At 63.7% G+C, this 16,647-nt stretch carries 20 protein-coding genes; 12 read left to right on the plus strand and 8 right to left on the minus strand.

Going from position 1 to position 16,647, the window contains the following annotated elements; genetic code table 11:
- Positions 1 to 385: 385 nt before the first annotated feature.
- From BH95_RS19240 to BH95_RS29105, 4 genes are all read left to right on the plus strand, one after another.
- Positions 386 to 841, plus strand: a complete 456-nt coding sequence (locus BH95_RS19240; RefSeq protein ID WP_019664517.1) for a GyrI-like domain-containing protein — start codon at positions 386 to 388, stop codon at positions 839 to 841.
- Positions 842 to 885: 44 nt separating this feature from the next.
- Positions 886 to 1,272: an effector binding domain-containing protein gene (locus BH95_RS19245; protein WP_244165042.1), complete on the plus strand. Its 387-nt coding sequence runs from the start codon at positions 886 to 888 to the stop codon at positions 1,270 to 1,272.
- A 194-nt stretch (positions 1,273 to 1,466) separates the two neighbouring features.
- A complete protein-coding gene (locus tag BH95_RS19250) occupies positions 1,467 to 2,144 on the plus strand; it encodes a ScbR family autoregulator-binding transcription factor (RefSeq protein WP_026347686.1) in 678 nt (225 codons plus the stop codon).
- A gap of 43 nt (positions 2,145 to 2,187) precedes the next feature.
- A complete protein-coding gene (locus BH95_RS29105; RefSeq protein WP_020111410.1) occupies positions 2,188 to 2,361 on the plus strand; it encodes a hypothetical protein in 174 nt (57 codons plus the stop codon).
- On the opposite strand, the gene BH95_RS19255 is transcribed toward BH95_RS29105, so the two are convergent.
- The gene (locus tag BH95_RS19255) at positions 2,358 to 3,062 is read right to left on the minus strand and encodes a ferredoxin reductase (protein WP_052060084.1); all 705 of its coding nucleotides are present in this window, start codon (positions 3,060 to 3,062) and stop codon (positions 2,358 to 2,360) included. The genes BH95_RS29105 and BH95_RS19255 overlap by 4 nt on opposite strands.
- Entirely contained in the window at positions 3,059 to 3,658 is a 600-nt protein-coding gene (locus BH95_RS19260) for a molybdopterin-dependent oxidoreductase (RefSeq protein ID WP_037185231.1), read from the minus strand. Before BH95_RS19260 ends, BH95_RS19255 begins: the two co-directional genes overlap by 4 nt.
- Positions 3,659 to 3,756: 98 nt before the next feature.
- On the opposite strand from BH95_RS19260, the gene BH95_RS19265 reads away from it, so the two are divergent.
- Positions 3,757 to 4,596 carry an SDR family oxidoreductase gene (locus tag BH95_RS19265; protein ID WP_033190763.1) on the plus strand — a complete coding sequence of 280 codons (840 nt, stop codon included), beginning with the start codon at positions 3,757 to 3,759 and terminating at the stop codon, positions 4,594 to 4,596.
- Here BH95_RS19265 and soxR read toward each other — a convergent pair.
- Positions 4,591 to 5,049 (minus strand): redox-sensitive transcriptional activator SoxR, encoded by a 459-nt coding sequence (soxR, locus tag BH95_RS19270; RefSeq protein ID WP_020111406.1) that lies wholly within the window; start codon positions 5,047 to 5,049, stop codon positions 4,591 to 4,593. The genes BH95_RS19265 and soxR overlap by 6 nt on opposite strands.
- 19 nt (positions 5,050 to 5,068) lie before the next feature.
- Complete coding sequence (arsC, locus tag BH95_RS19275) at positions 5,069 to 5,416, minus strand: arsenate reductase (glutaredoxin) (RefSeq protein WP_027498741.1); 348 nt, start codon at positions 5,414 to 5,416, stop codon at positions 5,069 to 5,071.
- A gap of 54 nt (positions 5,417 to 5,470) precedes the next feature.
- On the opposite strand from arsC, the gene BH95_RS19280 reads away from it, so the two are divergent.
- From BH95_RS19280 to BH95_RS19295, 4 genes are all read left to right on the plus strand, one after another.
- Positions 5,471 to 6,136, plus strand: coding sequence for an NAD(P)-binding oxidoreductase (locus BH95_RS19280; RefSeq protein WP_037183566.1), 666 nt, complete (start codon positions 5,471 to 5,473; stop codon positions 6,134 to 6,136).
- A 29-nt stretch (positions 6,137 to 6,165) separates the two neighbouring features.
- Complete coding sequence (locus BH95_RS19285) at positions 6,166 to 6,519, plus strand: GntR family transcriptional regulator (RefSeq protein WP_019664527.1); 354 nt, start codon at positions 6,166 to 6,168, stop codon at positions 6,517 to 6,519.
- Positions 6,520 to 6,580: 61 nt separating this feature from the next.
- Positions 6,581 to 7,012 carry a DoxX family protein gene (locus BH95_RS19290; RefSeq protein ID WP_019664528.1) on the plus strand — a complete coding sequence of 144 codons (432 nt, stop codon included), beginning with the start codon at positions 6,581 to 6,583 and terminating at the stop codon, positions 7,010 to 7,012.
- 78 nt (positions 7,013 to 7,090) lie between these two features.
- The gene (locus tag BH95_RS19295) at positions 7,091 to 8,704 is read left to right on the plus strand and encodes a BCCT family transporter (RefSeq protein ID WP_230594181.1); all 1,614 of its coding nucleotides are present in this window, start codon (positions 7,091 to 7,093) and stop codon (positions 8,702 to 8,704) included.
- On the opposite strand, the gene BH95_RS19300 is transcribed toward BH95_RS19295, so the two are convergent.
- Positions 8,655 to 10,196 carry a dolichyl-phosphate-mannose--protein mannosyltransferase gene (locus BH95_RS19300; RefSeq protein WP_037143919.1) on the minus strand — a complete coding sequence of 514 codons (1,542 nt, stop codon included), beginning with the start codon at positions 10,194 to 10,196 and terminating at the stop codon, positions 8,655 to 8,657. The genes BH95_RS19295 and BH95_RS19300 overlap by 50 nt on opposite strands.
- 36 nt (positions 10,197 to 10,232) lie before the next feature.
- Here BH95_RS19300 and rsmI point away from each other — a divergent pair, with 36 nt between their 5' ends.
- Entirely contained in the window at positions 10,233 to 11,081 is an 849-nt protein-coding gene (rsmI, locus tag BH95_RS19305) for a 16S rRNA (cytidine(1402)-2'-O)-methyltransferase (protein ID WP_020111399.1), read from the plus strand.
- Here rsmI and BH95_RS19310 read toward each other — a convergent pair.
- Complete coding sequence (locus BH95_RS19310; protein WP_020111398.1) at positions 11,058 to 11,486, minus strand: SRPBCC family protein; 429 nt, start codon at positions 11,484 to 11,486, stop codon at positions 11,058 to 11,060. The genes rsmI and BH95_RS19310 overlap by 24 nt on opposite strands.
- A 15-nt stretch (positions 11,487 to 11,501) precedes the next feature.
- Entirely contained in the window at positions 11,502 to 12,533 is a 1,032-nt protein-coding gene (locus BH95_RS19315; RefSeq protein ID WP_037183568.1) for an alpha/beta hydrolase, read from the minus strand.
- Between the two features lie 117 nt (positions 12,534 to 12,650).
- Here BH95_RS19315 and BH95_RS19320 point away from each other — a divergent pair, with 117 nt between their 5' ends.
- Entirely contained in the window at positions 12,651 to 14,033 is a 1,383-nt protein-coding gene (locus BH95_RS19320; RefSeq protein ID WP_019664534.1) for a WS/DGAT/MGAT family O-acyltransferase, read from the plus strand.
- An 11-nt stretch (positions 14,034 to 14,044) separates the two neighbouring features.
- On the opposite strand, the gene metG is transcribed toward BH95_RS19320, so the two are convergent.
- A complete protein-coding gene (metG, locus tag BH95_RS19325) occupies positions 14,045 to 15,601 on the minus strand; it encodes a methionine--tRNA ligase (protein WP_037183571.1) in 1,557 nt (518 codons plus the stop codon).
- Between the two features lie 20 nt (positions 15,602 to 15,621).
- Here metG and BH95_RS19330 point away from each other — a divergent pair, with 20 nt between their 5' ends.
- On the plus strand, positions 15,622 to 16,452 hold the full coding sequence (locus BH95_RS19330; protein WP_037183572.1) for a TatD family hydrolase: 831 nt from the start codon (positions 15,622 to 15,624) through the stop codon (positions 16,450 to 16,452).
- The last annotated feature ends 195 nt before the right edge of the window (positions 16,453 to 16,647 follow it).

A 16,647-nucleotide genomic window follows, 5' to 3' on the forward strand; every position in this document is an offset into this window, starting at 1 on the left:
GTGGAGAGAAGGCTGGAGATGAATGCTGCGAGATCCATGCGGTGAGCTCCTTGTACTGAAGGGGTGGTGTTCGCGAACGTCGGCACTCTCACCGACAAGGAGTATTGATACAGGATTCAATTCGGGTACGTCCACGGTTACGGAAGAAATTAATCCATCGCAGTCTGTTTTTGAGAGGTATCACAAGCGGATGGTCTCGGCGGCGCCATCCGATCGTGATGAATTACTGGTCCATGGGCCGAGTCCGTCGTGATGGCGGGGAGATCGAACCGGTAGGCTTTGGCCGGAAAATGTTTCAATCAGTATCGATGGTCGACGTCTACTGGGGAAGCGTCACCCCGGTCGCGGGCTCGTTCGCCGCGACCCCGAGGTAGTGGAGTGGTGTATGGCTTTCGAGATCGTCGACCTCGAAGAAACCTGGGTTGCCGGTCTTCCGGTCCGCAGCCCCAAGCGTGCGCTGGGGCGGTTGAACGACCCTGCTCTCGATCAGGCGTGGTCTTCCGTTCTGAAGCAGGACATTGGCGGCCCACTTGCCTCCGTTTACACGGATTTCGCTCCGGGCATCGGTTCGTACAACACTCAGATCGTCGGTTACCGGTGTTCGACTCTCGCTGAGGTCACGCGTGGGCATCTGGTCGCGCGTATTCCGGCCGCCAAGTACGCAAAATTCTCGTCCGTCGGTCATTTCCCCGACGTGATGGTCCGGTTGTGGCAGCAGATCGAGCACGCGGAAGAGCAGCACGAGATCACGCGGACGTTCACCGCCGATTACGAGTGTTATCCGCACGCCTACAAGATCGACCTCTATCTGTCGATCGAGCTGTCGGGTGCTCGGGCGTGAGTCATCGAGTGACCGCACGTAGCGCGGAGTTGTTCGGCGGCCTCGTGGCGCCCAGGATCACTCCGGGCGCCGAGGCCAGCACCAGTGAACTGTTCCGATTTCTGCGCGAACGAATTCGCGATCAGCACCTGGAGCCCGTCGACATCAGCACCGTCTACGTCCCGGACGCGGCCGGTGATTACAACGCCGTGGTCGCGACACCGTTCGATTCTCCGTCGGACGTTCCCGTGGGTGATGTCTTCGTGTCCGTACCCAGTGGGGTGTATGCGGTATTCGTCCCCGATGGGGTAATTCAGGACCCGGTCGAGGACGTGTGGGCCCAGGTCGAAGACGCAGCAGCAAATGGCGAGCTATTTCGTGCGTACAAAGAAGACATCGAAGTCGTTACAAAAACCGGCGAAGTGGAACTTTATATTTCGATAGTTATCTGATTCGTCCAAGGCGTCACTTATTCGTCACTCGTGGATCACAATAGTGATACATGTGAGGTTAGTATTGTCCTGCGCAACCGGACTGTCGGGTGGGTCGGCGAATTCGAGAAGACGGGTTCGGAGCATTCCTCGAGCGGTCTCAGTAGGGCGGCGTCGGTGTCATGAGTAGGCAACTGAGCAGGGGTGAGTAGTTCATGGTTAGGCAACTGAGGGCAGAAGCCACGCGTGCAGCCGCATTGCGTGCAGCCGCAGATCTCTTTCTCGAGGTCGGTCACGCAAATGCCACACTGAGTCAGGTGTCGGCGAAGTCCGGAGTGACCAAAGGCGCTCTGTATTTCCATTTCGCGTCCAAGGAAGAGCTCGCGCGCGCCATCGTCGACGAGGGCCATGAGCGCGTATCCACCGCCTGTGCAGGCCTCGTTGATTCGCGATCGCCCGCCCTCGAGTCGGTCATCGGTATCTCCTACTCTGTCCTCGAACTTGCCGCGTCGGATCCGTTGGTCCGTGTGATGTACCGCCTGCAGATGGAGATCGACGGCTCGGAGACGGCTCGCGGCAGCGTGTTCGGCACCTGGGGCAACATCTTCGAGCACCTCTTCGACCGAGCGATCGAGCACGGTGACGTGGCCGATCATCTGGATTCGTCCAACGCTGCGCTTCTCGTGTGCGAGATGCTGGCCGGCGTGTTGATGGTGTCCGAGGCTCAGTCGACGCTGGAAACCGCTCCGTCGCGGATGGAGAAGGTGTGGAACACCGTTCTGCCGTCCCTGGTACCGCCGAACAAGCTCGGATACTTCCGCGAATTCGCGGCTCGCAGCCTGTCCAGTTTCGTTCCCGCTTCCGAGTTGGTGAACGAGTCCGTCCACGTCTGACACCTGCTTGCGGAGTCTCGGAACCAGGCGGACACTGTGTGACATGAACCACACAGCATTGACCGAGCATCGAATGTCCGACGCCGAGCTCCGCAAAGCAATCAAGACGCTGCAGAGCAGGGCCGACGACGCCCGCCACCGCGGAGACGAGGACGATGCAACGCGCATCGAGTCGACCGTTGCCGATTACCGTGAGGAAATGTCGAAGCGCCTCTAACCGAATCGTTCGGTTCTGATGCGCGGCGGTAGGTGGCCGTCCTGCACCAGGAGGTCCGCTGCCGCTTCGACGAATCCCGTCGGTCCACACACGAAGCACGACGGCGCGAACTCGGCGGGCCATCCGTCGACGACGAGATCGTCCGACGTGAGTCGGCCGACGCGGCCTCGGTAGCCCTCGGGAGCTTCCCTGGTGAAGCGGTATGCGACGTCGATTCCGCCGGGCATCGCGCGAAGTTCGGAGGCGTACAGGATCTCCGCGGGTGTCCGGACCGAGTAGATGAGGCGAAAGGGGGTCTTGCGTTCGGCCGTCCTGCGCGCGCGGAGCATCGACATCAGAGGAACGACGCCGGAGCCACCTGCCAGGAGCAGCACCGGGGCAGGGTCGGATTCGTTCCAGACGAACCATCCGCCGATCGGGCCGCGCATTTCGACCTGCTCGCCGACCTCGAGGACTCCGGTGAGGTACGGCGACACCTCGCCGTCGTCGACGGTCTGCACGGTGAGCGCGACGGCCGTGCCGTCCGTAGGAGTTGCTATCGAGTAACTACGCTGCGCCGAGTAACCGTCCTCCGCGGTGAGGCGCACGTCGACGTGCTGCCCCGGCATGTGGCCCGGCCAGTCCGGAATGTCGAAGACGAGGGTCTCGGCGCTCGAGGTTTCCCTGATCTTCGCGACGAGTGTTGCAACCAGCCAGTTCAATCTCCCTGATACCTCTGCTCCTGCCACGGATCGCCGTAGTCGTGATATCCGTTGCGTTCCCAGAATCCGGGCTCGTCGCGCATGAGCAAGGTCAGCTTCTCGATCCACTTGGCCGATTTCCAGAAGTACAGGCCCGGAACCAGCAGGCGGGCCGGCCCACCGTGCTCGGGGTGCAACGGCTTTCCGTCGTAATCGTATACGAGCCAAGCTTTTCCGTTACGCAGTTCACCGAGCGGGAGGTTGGTGGTGTACCCGTCGCGCCCATGAGCCATCACGTGGGTTGCGGTGGTCTCGATTCCGTCCAGCACCGTGTCGAGTGACACCCCGCGCCACCGAGTGTCCAACTTGGACCACTTGGTGACGCAGTGGATGTCCACCGTCGGCTTCTCTGCGGGCAGAGCGCGCATCTCGTTCCACGTCCAACGGTGCTTCTCGCCGCGCTCGGTGACGACCGTGAACTCCCAGCCCTCGGTACGAACGCGAGGTGTCGGCCCGGCGGACAGAACCGGGAAATCGTCGGTTCGGTACTGGCCGGGCGGGATACGGGACGAGTCGCCTCTGTTCTTGCCGACGAATCCCCTCGACACTATTGCCATCGGCCCAGTCTCCTCCGTCGACACCACCAGCGACAACCGGACAGGCGCGTAGGGTGCGAAGGACACATTCTTCGACTTCGTGGGGGACGAGACACACGATGACCATCAAGGATCTGCGAGGAAAGAAGACGCTCGTCACGGGGGCGGGCAGCGGGATCGGGCGTGCCACGGCCATCGCCGCGTCCAGAGCAGGCGCGAAGCTGTATCTCACCGACATCAACGAAGTGGGATTGAAGGAGACCGTCGCGGCGGTCGGCTCGTCGGTCGAGATGCACGCGGCCTTCGACGTCTCGGACTACGAGGCAGTGACGTCGTTCGCGTCCACGGTGCACGAGTCCGTCGACAGCCTCGACATCGTCATGAACGTCGCAGGGATCTCGGCGTGGGGAACGGTGGAGAACCTCGAGCACCGGCACTGGAAGTCGATGATCGACGTCAACCTCATGGGACCGATCCACGTCATGGAGAACTTTCTTCCCCCGATGGTCAAGGCAGGTCGCGGAGGTCACCTCGTCAACGTCTCGTCCGCGGCGGGCCTCATTCCATTGCCGTGGCACGCCGCCTACAGCGCCAGCAAATACGGTCTGCGCGGTGCGTCGGAAGTCCTGCGCTACGACCTCAAGCGGCACGGCATCGGCGTCAGCCTCGTCGTACCGGGTGGGGTCAAGACCGGACTGGTGAACACCGTGGAGATCGCAGGCGTCGACCGCGACGATCCGCGCGTGCAGAAGCTGCAGCATCGCTTCGAGAAACGAGCTGTCGAACCCGACGTGGTGGCCGACGCGATCATCACGGGAATCGTCAAGAACCGCTATCTTGTCTACTCGTCCAACGACATCCGCTTCGGATACTGGTGGGCTCGAAAGTTCGCGCTGCCCTACGAGTTCGTGCTGCAGAAGGCCAACGACCAGTTCGGGAAATTGCTGAAGAAGTCATAGGTCGACGTCCAGTCGCCGTGCGCCGGGCCCGCTGTCGGCCAACTCGTCGCCCGGATTGGCCAGCGCGCAACTGGAGAGCGACAGGCAGCCGCACCCGATGCAGCCCGTCAGATCGTCCCGAAGCCTGACGAGTTGCTCGATACGACGGTCCAGGTCGGCATGCCAGTGGCCCGAGAGCTTGGCCCAGTCGCGTTTGGTGGGTGTCCGCTCCTCCGGGAGGTCGGCCAACGCGTCGCGAATTCGTGAAAGCGGAATGCCGACCTTCTGCGAGATGCGAATGAACGCAACGCGCCGCAGAGTGTCGCGGTGGTAGCGCCGTTGATTCCCCGACGTACGTCGGCTGGTGATGAGTCCCTGCTTCTCGTAGAAGTGCAAGGCCGACACCGCAACTCCGCTGCGTTCGGACAGTTGGCCTGGGCTGAGCTCGCGCACTTTCCAATCGGGCATCGGCATACCTCGACATTACTTGCGCTTACAGAACCTCGTGCACCTTGTCGGCCGGCCTCGCGAGCACGGTGCCCTTGTCCGTCACGACGATCGGGCGTTCGATGAGGATCGGGTGTTCGACCATTGCCGCGATCAGACCGTCCTCGGATGCGTCCTTCAGCCCGAGTTCCTTGTACAGCGCTTCCTTTCGACGGATTGCCTGGGCGGCCGTCAGGCCCGCGTCGTCGAGAAGTTTGCGCAGTCCGTCCTTGGTGGGCGGGGTTTCGAGGTATTTCACGACGGTCGGCTCGATCCCCGCCTCCTGGATGGCTTTCAACACGGTGCGCGAGGTGTTGCATCGGGGATTGTGGTAGATGGTCGCAGTCGAAGTCATGGACATAGATAGTGCCACTGTTTGTGGTCCGAGCCGGTCGGGTAGTCGAGTGCAATGACTGATCGACGAGTAGTGATCGCAGGCGGACACGGCAAGATCGCGCAGCACCTGATTCAGGTTCTCACGGCACAGGGCGACCGAGCGGTGGCGTTGATTCGAAACCCGCACCACGTTGACGCTGTGACGGCGCTGGGCGCACTCCCCGAGGTGGTGGACCTCGAGAATGCATCCGTCGAGGACGTCGCTGCCCTGTTGCACGACGCCGATGCCGTGGTCTTCGCGGCGGGAGCCGGGCCATCCGGTGGCGTAGAGCGTAAGGACACCGTCGACCGCGCGGCGTCGGTGCTGCTGGCCGACGCTGCCGAGAAGGCCGGTGTTGCACGGTTCGTGCAGATCAGCTCGTTCGGAGCGGGTGAGCCGGTTGCGGACGACGCCGAGGACACTTGGAAGGCGTACATCGCGGCCAAGACGGCGGCCGAGGAAGATCTGAAGTCCAGGCAGAAGCTGGACTGGACGATTCTGCGCCCCGGGGGATTGACGGACGACGACCCGTCGGGCCATGTCACGCTGACCGCGCCGCCGCTGGAGCGCGGGACGGTGCCGCGCGCCGATGTCGCGGCCGTCATCGCAGCGTTGATCGACACCCCGGCCACCGCGGGCAAGACCTTGATGTTGACGTCGGGCGATGTCACCGTGGAGGACGCTGTCTCCGCGGTGTGACCGCGTGAGTGCGTGATAGAAAGTCCTGCATGCGCATCCACGTCGACCCGGCGTCCGGGACCCCGTTGTTCGAGCAGGTGAGGTCGGGGATTCTCGATCTGGTGCGGAGCGGTGAACTGGTCGCGGAGACCAAGATTCCGACGGTGCGTGGTCTGGCCGAGGAGTTGTCGATCGCGCCGCACACCGTCGCGAAGGCGTACAAGGAACTCGAGGCGCAGGGCGTCATCTCCGCCCGTGGGCGTCTGGGGACGTTCATCGCGTCGGGCGGGGATCCGACGGAGGACAACGCGGCGCGCGCAGCGCGGAAGTACGTCACCGAGTTGCGCGCCCTCGGGTTGTCCGACGAGAAGATCCGGGGACATGTCGACACAGCACTAAGTTGACGCTTCAACATAACTGTGTCAGGGTAGTCCGGTTCCCATTGCCGTGCCCGAAGGATCTGACATGAACTCGACCATCTTCCGCGACATTGCGACCCTCGTTGCCCGAATCGGCCTGGGCATCGTGTTCATCGCCCACGGGTGGCAGAAACTCAACACCAACGGACTCGACGCGACCAAGGCCGGTTTCGAAGGCATGGGCGTCCCGCTGCCCGCAGCCTCCGCGTACTTCGCAACCTTCGTCGAACTCATCGGCGGTGTCGCGCTGGTGGTGGGCATCTTCACCCCGATCATCGGCATCCTGCTGTTCCTCGACATGCTCGGCGCATTCCTGTTCGTGCACTACGACCTGGGTGTATTCGTGTCCGAGGGCGGCTACGAGCTCGTCCTGGCACTCGGCGTCGGCGCCCTGCTGATCGCCGCGACCGGAGCCGGACGCTTCAGCCTCGACGCAGCCACCGGCGGCCGAACCAGCTTCGCGAAAGCGCGCGCCTGACACGTCGCTCGACCCGGAACCCTGGCACCTACTCGGAAATTCGCCACGCCACCACGGTGATAGTGCTTCACTTCACCTATGGCAACGAATACCGAGCGGTCCCAGGGTTCAGTCGTTTCCGGATCGACACCGCACCCACCGCGCACGGATTACCTGGTGTTCGGCACGACGGCAGCGATCACCGCCGCGATTCTGGTGTGGGGCCTGCTCGCTGCCGACTCGCTCGAATCCACGACGACGTCGATCTTGAGCTGGTTGGTGACCAACATCGGGTGGCTGTTCATCATCGCGGCCTCGGGGTTCGTCGTGTTCTCGATCTACCTCGCAGTCAGCAAGTTCGGCAGGATTCCGCTCGGAAAAGACGGCGAGAAGCCGGAATTCAAGACCGTCAGCTGGATCGCCATGATGTTCAGTGCCGGCATGGGGATCGGGTTGATGTTCTTCGGCGTCGCAGAACCCCTGTCTCACTTCGTTTCTCCGCCCCCGGGATCGGACGGCACCGTCGGGGCGGCGATGGCGACGACGATGTTCCACTGGAGTCTGCACCCGTGGTCCATCTACGCGGTGGTCGGACTCGCCGTGGCCTACGGAACGTATCGACGCGGCCGTAAGCAGCTGATCAGTTCGGCGTTCATCCCGTTGCTGGGGCGCCGTGCGGAGGGCCCCATCGGCAAGGTCATCGACATCCTCGCGATCTTCGCCACCATGTTCGGCACCGCCGCGTCGCTCGGTCTCGGCGCACTCCAGATCGGCTCGGGATTTCAGGTTCTCGGCTGGCTGGGGGAGGCGGGCACCCTGCTGCTCGTCGCGATCGTGGCACTGTTGACGCTCGCCTTCGTCGCCTCGGCAGTCTCGGGCGTCGCGAAAGGCATCCAGTGGTTGTCCAACATCAACATGGTGCTGGCGCTGGTTCTCGCGGTCTTCGTCTTCGTCCTCGGACCGACCGTGTTGATACTCAATCTGATTCCGACGACCATCGGTGACTACGCCAGCCAGCTCGTGCACATGTCGGCTCGGTCCGCAGCGGCAGGCGACGGCGGCGAAACCGCCACCTGGTTGTCGTCGTGGACCATCTTCTACTGGGCATGGTGGGTGTCCTGGACGCCGTTCGTCGGCATGTTCCTCGCACGAATCAGCCGCGGCCGCACCGTCCGCGAGTTCGTCATCGGCGTCATCCTCGTGCCCAGCACGGTGAGCCTGGTCTGGTTCTCCATTTTCGGTGGAGCGGGCATCGCCGAACAACAGAACGGAATCGATCTCGCGGGCCGGGACAGCAGCGAGTCCCAATTGTTCGGCATGCTCGAGAATTTGCCCGTCGCAGGGATTTCGAGTGTCCTGGTCATGGTGCTCGTGGCCATCTTCTTCGTCTCGGGAGCCGACGCCGCATCGATGGTGATGGGCACACTGAGCCAACGCGGTAGTCAGGAACCGAGCAGATGGGTCGTCGTGTTCTGGGGCGTGCTCACCGGCGGCATCGCCGCGCTGATGCTGTGGACCGGCGGCGCCGACGCACTGAACGGGCTCCAGACCATGACCATCATCGCCGCCGCACCGTTCGTGCTCGTGATGATCGGGCTCTGCATCTCGCTCTACCGCGACCTCTCCCACGACCCCCTTGTGAGCAGAACTCGGACTCCGGGGTCTAACGCCAGGAAGGCAACCAGAGCTGCTGCTGCCACAGATCCGGAGTGATGGGCATTCCCGTCAGGATCGGCCACAACCAGATGAAGTTCGCCACGACGAGCGCCACGTAGAGGCACACGAGCATCAGCCCCGTGCCACGTCGCTCCACCGACGCTCGCGCCCGGCCGATGATCTGCCCCAGGATCAGTGCGAATCCCATGACCATGAACGGCGCGAGCGCGACAGCGTAGAAGTAGTACATCTGCCGATCCAGCGTGGCGAACCACGGCAGATACGCTGCGCCGTAGCCGGTCAGCACGACGGCGAATCGCCAATCCCGACGGACCAGCATCATCCACAGGCACCACAGCAGCATCGGAACCGCGAGCCACCACATGGCCGGGGTGCCGATGAGCATGATCGCCTTGACGCACGAGCTCGCCGAGCATCCCTGAACGGTGTCGCCCTCGGCGAAGTAGTACAGCATCGGCCGCAGACCCATCGGCCACGTCCACGGCTTCGACTCCCACGGGTGGACGTTGCCCGCCGAGTTCGTCAGACCCGAGTGGAACGTGAGCACGTTGCCGCTGTAGTACCACAGCGATCGCAGCGCAGCGGGCACGAACGAGAACGGCCCGTCCGTGCCGATCTGGTTGCCGACGGCATGTCGGTTCACGCTGGTCTCGCTGGCGAACCACCCTGCGTAGGTGCACAGGTACACGATCAGCGGAATCACCACCAGCGCGTAGAGCGCGGGTCCGATGTCGCGTACTGCCGTGCCGATCCACGGCCGTTGCACCCCGCTCGCACGCCGCGCTGCGAGATCGAACGCGACCGACAACAGACCGAAGAATACGATGAAATAGATCCCGGACCACTTGGTTCCGCACGCCAAGCCCAGCAGGATTCCCGCGCCGAACCTCCACCAGCGCACCCCCATTCGTGGGCCGTACACGCTGGCGGCGATGCGACCCTCCGCCTGGACCTTCGCCATGCGTCGTCGAACGTCGTCTCGGTCGACGACCAGACACCCCATCGCGGCCGTCACAAAGAACGCCAGGAAGATGTCCAACATCCCGATGCGCGACGAGACGAACGTGACGCCGTCGACGGTCAGCAGAATGCCCGCGATCGCACCGACCAGCGTCGAGCGGGCAAGACGCCGCACGATCCGAATCACAATCAGCACCAGCAGAGTTCCCGCAACCGCCGCGGAGAACCGCCAGCCCCACCCGTTGTAGCCGAAGAGTGCCTCGCCGACGGCGATCAGCTGCTTTCCGACCGGAGGATGAACCACCAATCCGTACCCGGGGTTGTCCTCGATCCCGCCGCCGGTGAACACCTGCCAGCCCTGCGGCGCGTAATGCTTCTCGTCGAACACCGGAGTACCGGCATCGGTGGGGTAGCGCAGCATCGCGAACCGCGTGACGGCCGCGAGCGCCGTGATCACCAGAGTGACGATCCACCCCCGCCGACGATCGGTGTCGCGGTAATAGTCGGCAGCGGGTGTACTCGGCCCCGGACTGACTACGTATCGCTCGCTCGACTCGCGTAGGGCCACACACCGATCGTAGGGGTCGAGTCCCGGTGGAGAAGAATGGGCGCCATGCTGATCCTTGCCGCAACACCGATGGGCGATCTGGGTGACGCGTCCCAGCGACTCCGCGACGCCTTGGCCACGGCCGACGTCGTCGCAGCCGAAGACACCCGCCGGACGAAACAGCTGGCGTCGGGGCTCGGGGTCGCCATCACCGGCAAGATCGTCAGCTTCTACGACCAGGTGGAGACATCCCGGCTTCCCGGGCTGGTCGACGCTGTCCGCGACGGCAAATCGGTCCTGCTCGTCACCGACGCCGGAATGCCGTCGGTCAGTGACCCCGGCTACCGCCTCGTCGCCGCATGCGTCGACGCCGACCTGCCGGTGACGTGCCTACCCGGCCCGTCCGCAGTCACCACCGCCCTCGCACTCTCCGGATTGCCCGTCGAACGCTTCTGCTTCGACGGCTTCCCGCCGCGCAAACAAGGCGGCCGACGCCGATTCTTCGAATCCCTCGCCACCGAATCGCGCGCCTGCGTCTTCTTCGAGGCCCCTCATCGCCTCTCCGACTGCCTCGCCGACGCCGTCGCAGTACTCGGCCCCGACCGCCGCGCCGCGGTCTGCAGAGAGCTCACCAAGACCTACGAGGAAGTCAAGAGAGGCACCCTCGGCGAACTCGCCGACTGGGCTGCCGACGGAGTACGCGGAGAAATCACCGTCGTCCTCGCCGGAGCCGTCGCCGTGGCGTCGGAACCGGAAGACCTCATCGACGACGTCGAGGAGCTGGTGGCGTCGGGCATGCGGTTGAAGGATGCCTGTGCCCAGTTGGCAGTCGGCGGCGTGTCCAAGCGGGATCTCTACGAGGCGGTCCTGGCTGCGAGAAGCTCAGCCGACGACTTGCTGACGTAGCCCTTCGGTTGCGGCCGCGAGGATAGTCTTGGTGCCCTTCTTGACGAGGAAACCCGGGATCGGGATCTTCGGGTCGACCGTCAGTGAGAACGTCACGTGTGTTCCCTTGTCGGTCGGAGTGAGGGTGTACTCGCCGTGCTGGGACTTCTGCTGCGAACCCTCGACGAGGTCCCAGACGACTTTGTCGTCCGCCCAGGTGTATTCGACGGTCTGCTCGTCGTTGATGCCGAGGATCGACACCGACATCTTCACGTGATGGGGCTTGCCGTCGTCGAATCGGTCGATGATCTCGATCTTCTTGTGGACGGGCGACCACGCGGGTAGCCCTTCGACGTCCATGAGTACGTCCAACACCGCTGCCGGCTCGGCCGCGATGTCGACCTCTGTATCTGCTGTGACTGCCATGAGAAGAAAGGTAACTCAGGCGGAGTCGGCAGTGGCCGACATTGGGCTGTGGGCTTTGACGAACGCGCCGAATTTGCGTACCGCGCGGTGCGCTTCGGGCACGAAGTCGGCGGCCTGGAACACGTGTACCTGGTTGTCCCACACCTGAAGTTCGCAGTCGACGCCTGCTGCGGCGAGGCGCTCGGCCATCAGTTCGGCGTCGGCGAGCACCATTTCGGTGGAACCCGCCTGGATCAGAACCGGAGGTAGGCCGACGAGATCCGCGTCGACGGGTGAAACTCGTGGTCCCCGTTCGCCTTCGACGACGATGCGGGCATCCACTCGGTCGGCGAGGACCGTCAGGGCGGGTACGGCCCCGGCAGGGAAGACCGCGCACCTCGATGCGTTGGCGTGTTCGAGCTTGCCGCTGGGGTCCATGTCGGTCAGCGGCGACATGGTCGCGATACCAGCCGGTGTCGGCAGTCCGAGATCGCGCAGCATCAGAGCGACCATGAAGGCGAGGTACCCGCCTGCGGAGTCGCCGGCGATGACGATCTGGTCGGCGCGGTACCCGGATTCCAACAGGAAGCGGAAACCGTCGACGCCGTCCTCCACCGCATGTGCGATGGGGTTGCGCGGCATCATCCGGTAGTCGACCGACAGAACCGGAGCGTCCGCGCTGGCCGAGACACGTGAAGTCAGACGCCGGTGGCTGTTCAGCCCGCAACAGACGAAGGCGCCTCCGTGCAGGTAGAGCACCACGCGGTCGTTGGAAACGCCCTCGGCGCGGATCCATTCCGCCTCGCACTCGGCGAGCGTGACCTTGCTGTGGCGGGTTCCCTTGAGCGGCGGCACCAGCATTCCCGCGTAATCGACGAGGCCCATCGGCCACGGAAGAGCGGACGTCTTGGACCACACCGTGAGGAAGGGGCGAACCGTGAGCTGCAGATACGTCGAAAGAGCGCGCGAGTGAAAGCTGCGACCGTGCATGTCGAGCCTGGTGGGGACGCCTCCGGGCGTCGGCTGGGGCAGAGCGGTGAGCACGGTGGTCATCGTCCTCGCCTCCATTTCGCGTCTTCTTGGAACTCCTGGTAACGGACAATAACCCGTGACCTAGTCTGTCTAAACATGCGGTCGTGTTCGATGTCACACCGTGATCGAAACTAGGCGGAAAGGTGATCGCAGATGGCGCTCATGCCTGTTACCGAGTCCATGTTCTTGATCGCGGAGTCTCGCGAACACCCTATGCACGTCGGCGGATTGCAGTTGTTCGTTCCGCCTGGTGACCCCCACGAATTTGCAGAAGAAATCCACAAACAATTCACAACGGGCGACGTTCACGATCTGTTTCGAAAACGCCCCGGCCGACCGGTGAACGTCATGGGAAGCCTCGCCTGGTCGAGGGAAGACGACATCGATTTCGAATACCACGTGAGGCGCGTGGTACTGCCTGCTCCTGGTCGCATCAGAGAACTCTTCCAATTTCTCTCGCTGCACCACAGTGCACCCCTCGACCGGTACCGGCCGATGTGGGAACTGCACATCATCGAGGGCCTCGCCGACGGCCGGATCGCGCTCTACACCAAGGTTCACCACTCGCTCGTCGACGGTGTGTCCGCGCTCAAGCTGATGTTGAACACCCTCACCACCGACCCCGACGACCGCACCGGCGTCGCCACGTGGGATCCGTCGCTGTTCCGGGAGAAGAAGCGCAAGGAAGCGCCGGGAGCGCTGGAAAGGGTCTCCGGGGGGTTGTCTCTCGGTCGCAAGCTTGCCGGCGACATCGCGGACTTCGTACCTGCCGCAGCACGATTGGGCGTGCGCGCCGTCCGCAACGAAGGTGCGCAACTGCCGCTGCGTGCGCCGCGAACGATGTTCAACGTGCCGATCGGTGGTGCGCGACGCTTCGCGGCCGAAAGCTGGTCGATCAGCCGAATGAACGCGGTCGCAAAGGCATTGGACGTTACCCTGAACGACATTCTGCTCGCCATGTGCTCGGGAGCCCTACGGGGATATCTGATCGATCAGGACGCCTTGCCTGAATCACCCTTGATCGCAATGGTTCCCGTCTCGCTCCGCAAGCCGGGCGAGGACAGCGGACCGGGCAACTCCGTATCCACCATCCTGTGCAATCTCGGTACACACCAACCGGATCCGCTGGACCGGCTCGCCACCATCACTGACTCCACCGTCAAGGGCAAGGACATGATGCGGGAGTTCAACACTCTCGAATCCCTCGCCTTCGGCGCCGTCACCATGCTGCCACTACTCTTCGGACCGGTACCCGGCTTCGTCAACAACACCCCGCCGCCGTTCAACGTCATCATCTCCAACGTCCCCGGAACGAAGGACGAACTGTACTGGAACGGCGCCAAACTCGACGGAATCTACCCGGCGTCCATCGTCTGCGACGGCATGGCATTGAACATCACCGTCGCAAGCAACGGCGACTCGCTCAACTTCGGCCTCATCGGCTGCCGTCGCAGCGTCCCACACCTGCAGCGCATGCTCACACACCTGGAGAACTCACTGGAGGAGCTGGAGAAGGCGGTCTCTGCGTCTGCGTGAGGGGTGAACCCTCAGAGGTCCTTCACCTCGTACTTGGGGAAGACCGGTGACGGTGCGGGCAGAGGCGAACCCGGCACCATGCGGGTGCCGATGTCGGAGAACTGGTTCGCCGGGCCGCCGAGGAGTTCGAGGATGCGAGCGGCCGACCCCGGCATGACCGGCTGCACCAGAATGCCGACGATGCGCAGGACTTCGAGCGTCACGTACAGCACGGTGGCCATGCGATCCGGATCGGTCTTGCGCAGTACCCACGGTTCCTGCTGGGAGAAGTAGCGGTTGGTCTCGCCGAGCACCGACCAGATTGCTTCCAGAGCCGTGTGCAGCGCTTGGACGTCGAATTCGCGTCGGCAGATCTCGAGCAGCGCATCGGCGCGGGCCAGCAAAGCTTCGTCGTCGGTCGTGAACGGCCCCGGCGTCGGGACCTTTCCTTCGAGGTTCTTGGCCACCATCGTCAGCGAGCGCTGCGCGAGGTTGCCGAGCTCGTTGGACAGGTCTGCGTTCATGCGGGTGACGATGGCCTCGGCGCTGTAGCTACCGTCCTGGCCGTAGGAGACCTCGCGCAGCAGGAAGAAGCGCAGCGGGTCCAGGCCGAACTCGTCGACGAGCGCGAACGGGTCGACGACGTTGCCGACCGACTTCGACATCTTCTCGCCCTTGTTGTTCAGGAATCCGTGCACGAACACACGCTTGGGCAGCTCGATGCCCGCGGACATGAGGAACGCCGGCCAGTACACGGTGTGGAAGCGCGTGATGTCCTTGCCGATGATGTGCAGGTCGGCGGGCCAATACTTGGCGAACTTCTCCGACGATGCGTCCGGGTAGCCGACGCCGGTGAGGTAGTTGGTCAGGGCGTCGACCCAGACGTACATGACGTGCTCGGGATCGTTCGGGACCTGCACGCCCCAGTCGAACGTGGTGCGCGAGATGGACAGGTCCTTCAGTCCACCCTTGACGAAGCTGACGATTTCGTTGCGCCGCGTGTTGGGCGCGATGAAGTCGGGGGTGGTGTCGTACAGCTCGAGCAACTTGTCCTGGTACGCCGACAACTTGAAGAAGTACGTCGACTCCTCGGTCCACTCCACCGGCGTGTTCGTCTCGGTGGCCACGCGGGTCCCGTCGTCGGCGACGGTCGTTTCGCCCTCGGTGTAGAACGCCTCGTCCCGTACCGAGTACCAACCGGAGTACGTGTCCAGGTAGATGTCGCCGCGCTCGACCATCTTCGACCAGATCGCCTTGCTGGCCTCGTGGTGATCGGCGTCCGTCGTGCGGATGAATCGGTCGTAGGAGATGCCGAGTGTCTCGTCGAGCTTCTTGAACACGTCGGAGTTGCGCGTCGCGAGGTCGCGGACGTCGATGCCCTCTTTGGTGGCCGTCTGCTGCATCTTCAGGCCGTGCTCGTCCGTGCCGGTCAAGAACATGACGTCGTATCCGTCGAGTCGCTTGAATCGAGCGATCACGTCCGTCGAGATGTACTCGTATGCGTGGCCGATGTGCGGGACACCGTTGGGGTACGCAATGGCGGTCGTGACGTAGAAGGTGGGCCGTGAGGCATCAGCTGGCGCAGTCATGGTGCGCCTACTCTATCGGCGTGAGTAGAGAACGTCCTGCACCACCTTTGCCGGAAGCGCTGTCGCCACTCGTCGACGCGCATACACACCTCGACGCCTGCGGCGCATCCGACGCCGGGAGCGTGGCCGAGATCCTGGATCGGGCCGAGTCCGTCGGCGTCGGGAGAGTCGTGACCGTCGCCGACGACCTCGAGGCCGCGCGCTTCGCCGTCGACGCCGCGAACTGGGACTCTCGGGTCTGGGCGGCCGTCGCGATCCACCCGACGCGGGCGAACGTTCTCGACGACGACGTCAGGGCGGAGATCGAGCGGTTGGCGTCGGATCCTCGGGTCGTGGCCGTCGGCGAGACGGGGCTCGACTACTACTGGCCGGGCAAGCTCGACGGGTGCGCGACCGTCCCCGAGCAGCAGGACGGTTTCCGCTGGCACATCGACCTGGCAAAGCGGCTCGGTAAGCCGTTGATGATCCACAACCGCGAGGCCGACGGCGACCTGCTGTCCGTGTTGACGGACGAGGGCGCGCCGGAGACGGTGATCTTCCATTGCTTCTCCTCGGGTCCGGAGACCGCGCGAGCGTGCATCGACGCCGGCTACGTGCTCAGCCTCTCCGGCACGGTCAGCTTCAAGAACGCCCATGCACTGCGCGAAGCGGCCGTGCTGATTCCGGACGGCCAACTGCTCGTCGAGACCGACGCGCCGTTCCTGACGCCGCATCCCTTCCGCGGTGCACCGAACGAGTCGTACTGCCTTCCGTACACAGTGCGCGCATTGGCGGACATCCGCGGTGCCGATCCGGTCGAGCTCGCGTCGCACGTCACCGCCAACGCCGAGCGGGTGTACGGCCTCTCCTGACGCCTACTTTCGCTCACCTTCCAGTCATCCGCTCGTGTTGCAACCTGTGCGAGTGACTGAAACGTGTGCGGCAGCGGCCCCGGGTGACCGAACGTCACGTTCGCTCCGGACCGGGTGAGCAGAGTTGCGGTAGCTCCATCAATTCGTTACCGTACCGTGATCCAGCCGACGGGCTCTGCCCGAAGAACTCAGGAA

It is taken from the genome of Rhodococcoides fascians A44A (genome assembly GCF_000760735.1).
GTDB classification, from domain to species: domain Bacteria; phylum Actinomycetota; class Actinomycetes; order Mycobacteriales; family Mycobacteriaceae; genus Rhodococcoides; species Rhodococcoides fascians_E.

Coding starts and splice junctions, on each gene's coding strand:
- BH95_RS19240 (WP_019664517.1), top strand. CDS start 386: ATGGCTTTCGAGATCGTCGACCTCGAAGAAACCTGGGTTGCCGGTCTT.
- BH95_RS19250 (WP_026347686.1), top strand. CDS start 1,467: ATGGTTAGGCAACTGAGGGCAGAAGCCACGCGTGCAGCCGCATTGCGT.
- BH95_RS29105 (WP_020111410.1), top strand. CDS start 2,188: ATGAACCACACAGCATTGACCGAGCATCGAATGTCCGACGCCGAGCTC.
- BH95_RS19260 (WP_037185231.1), bottom strand. CDS start 3,658: ATGGCAATAGTGTCGAGGGGATTCGTCGGCAAGAACAGAGGCGACTCG.
- BH95_RS19265 (WP_033190763.1), top strand. CDS start 3,757: ATGACCATCAAGGATCTGCGAGGAAAGAAGACGCTCGTCACGGGGGCG.
- soxR (WP_020111406.1), bottom strand. CDS start 5,049: ATGCCGATGCCCGATTGGAAAGTGCGCGAGCTCAGCCCAGGCCAACTG.
- arsC (WP_027498741.1), bottom strand. CDS start 5,416: ATGACTTCGACTGCGACCATCTACCACAATCCCCGATGCAACACCTCG.
- BH95_RS19280 (WP_037183566.1), top strand. CDS start 5,471: ATGACTGATCGACGAGTAGTGATCGCAGGCGGACACGGCAAGATCGCG.
- BH95_RS19285 (WP_019664527.1), top strand. CDS start 6,166: ATGCGCATCCACGTCGACCCGGCGTCCGGGACCCCGTTGTTCGAGCAG.
- BH95_RS19290 (WP_019664528.1), top strand. CDS start 6,581: ATGAACTCGACCATCTTCCGCGACATTGCGACCCTCGTTGCCCGAATC.
- BH95_RS19295 (WP_230594181.1), top strand. CDS start 7,091: ATGGCAACGAATACCGAGCGGTCCCAGGGTTCAGTCGTTTCCGGATCG.
- rsmI (WP_020111399.1), top strand. CDS start 10,233: ATGGGCGCCATGCTGATCCTTGCCGCAACACCGATGGGCGATCTGGGT.
- BH95_RS19310 (WP_020111398.1), bottom strand. CDS start 11,486: ATGGCAGTCACAGCAGATACAGAGGTCGACATCGCGGCCGAGCCGGCA.
- BH95_RS19315 (WP_037183568.1), bottom strand. CDS start 12,533: ATGGAGGCGAGGACGATGACCACCGTGCTCACCGCTCTGCCCCAGCCG.
- BH95_RS19320 (WP_019664534.1), top strand. CDS start 12,651: ATGGCGCTCATGCCTGTTACCGAGTCCATGTTCTTGATCGCGGAGTCT.
- metG (WP_037183571.1), bottom strand. CDS start 15,601: ATGACTGCGCCAGCTGATGCCTCACGGCCCACCTTCTACGTCACGACC.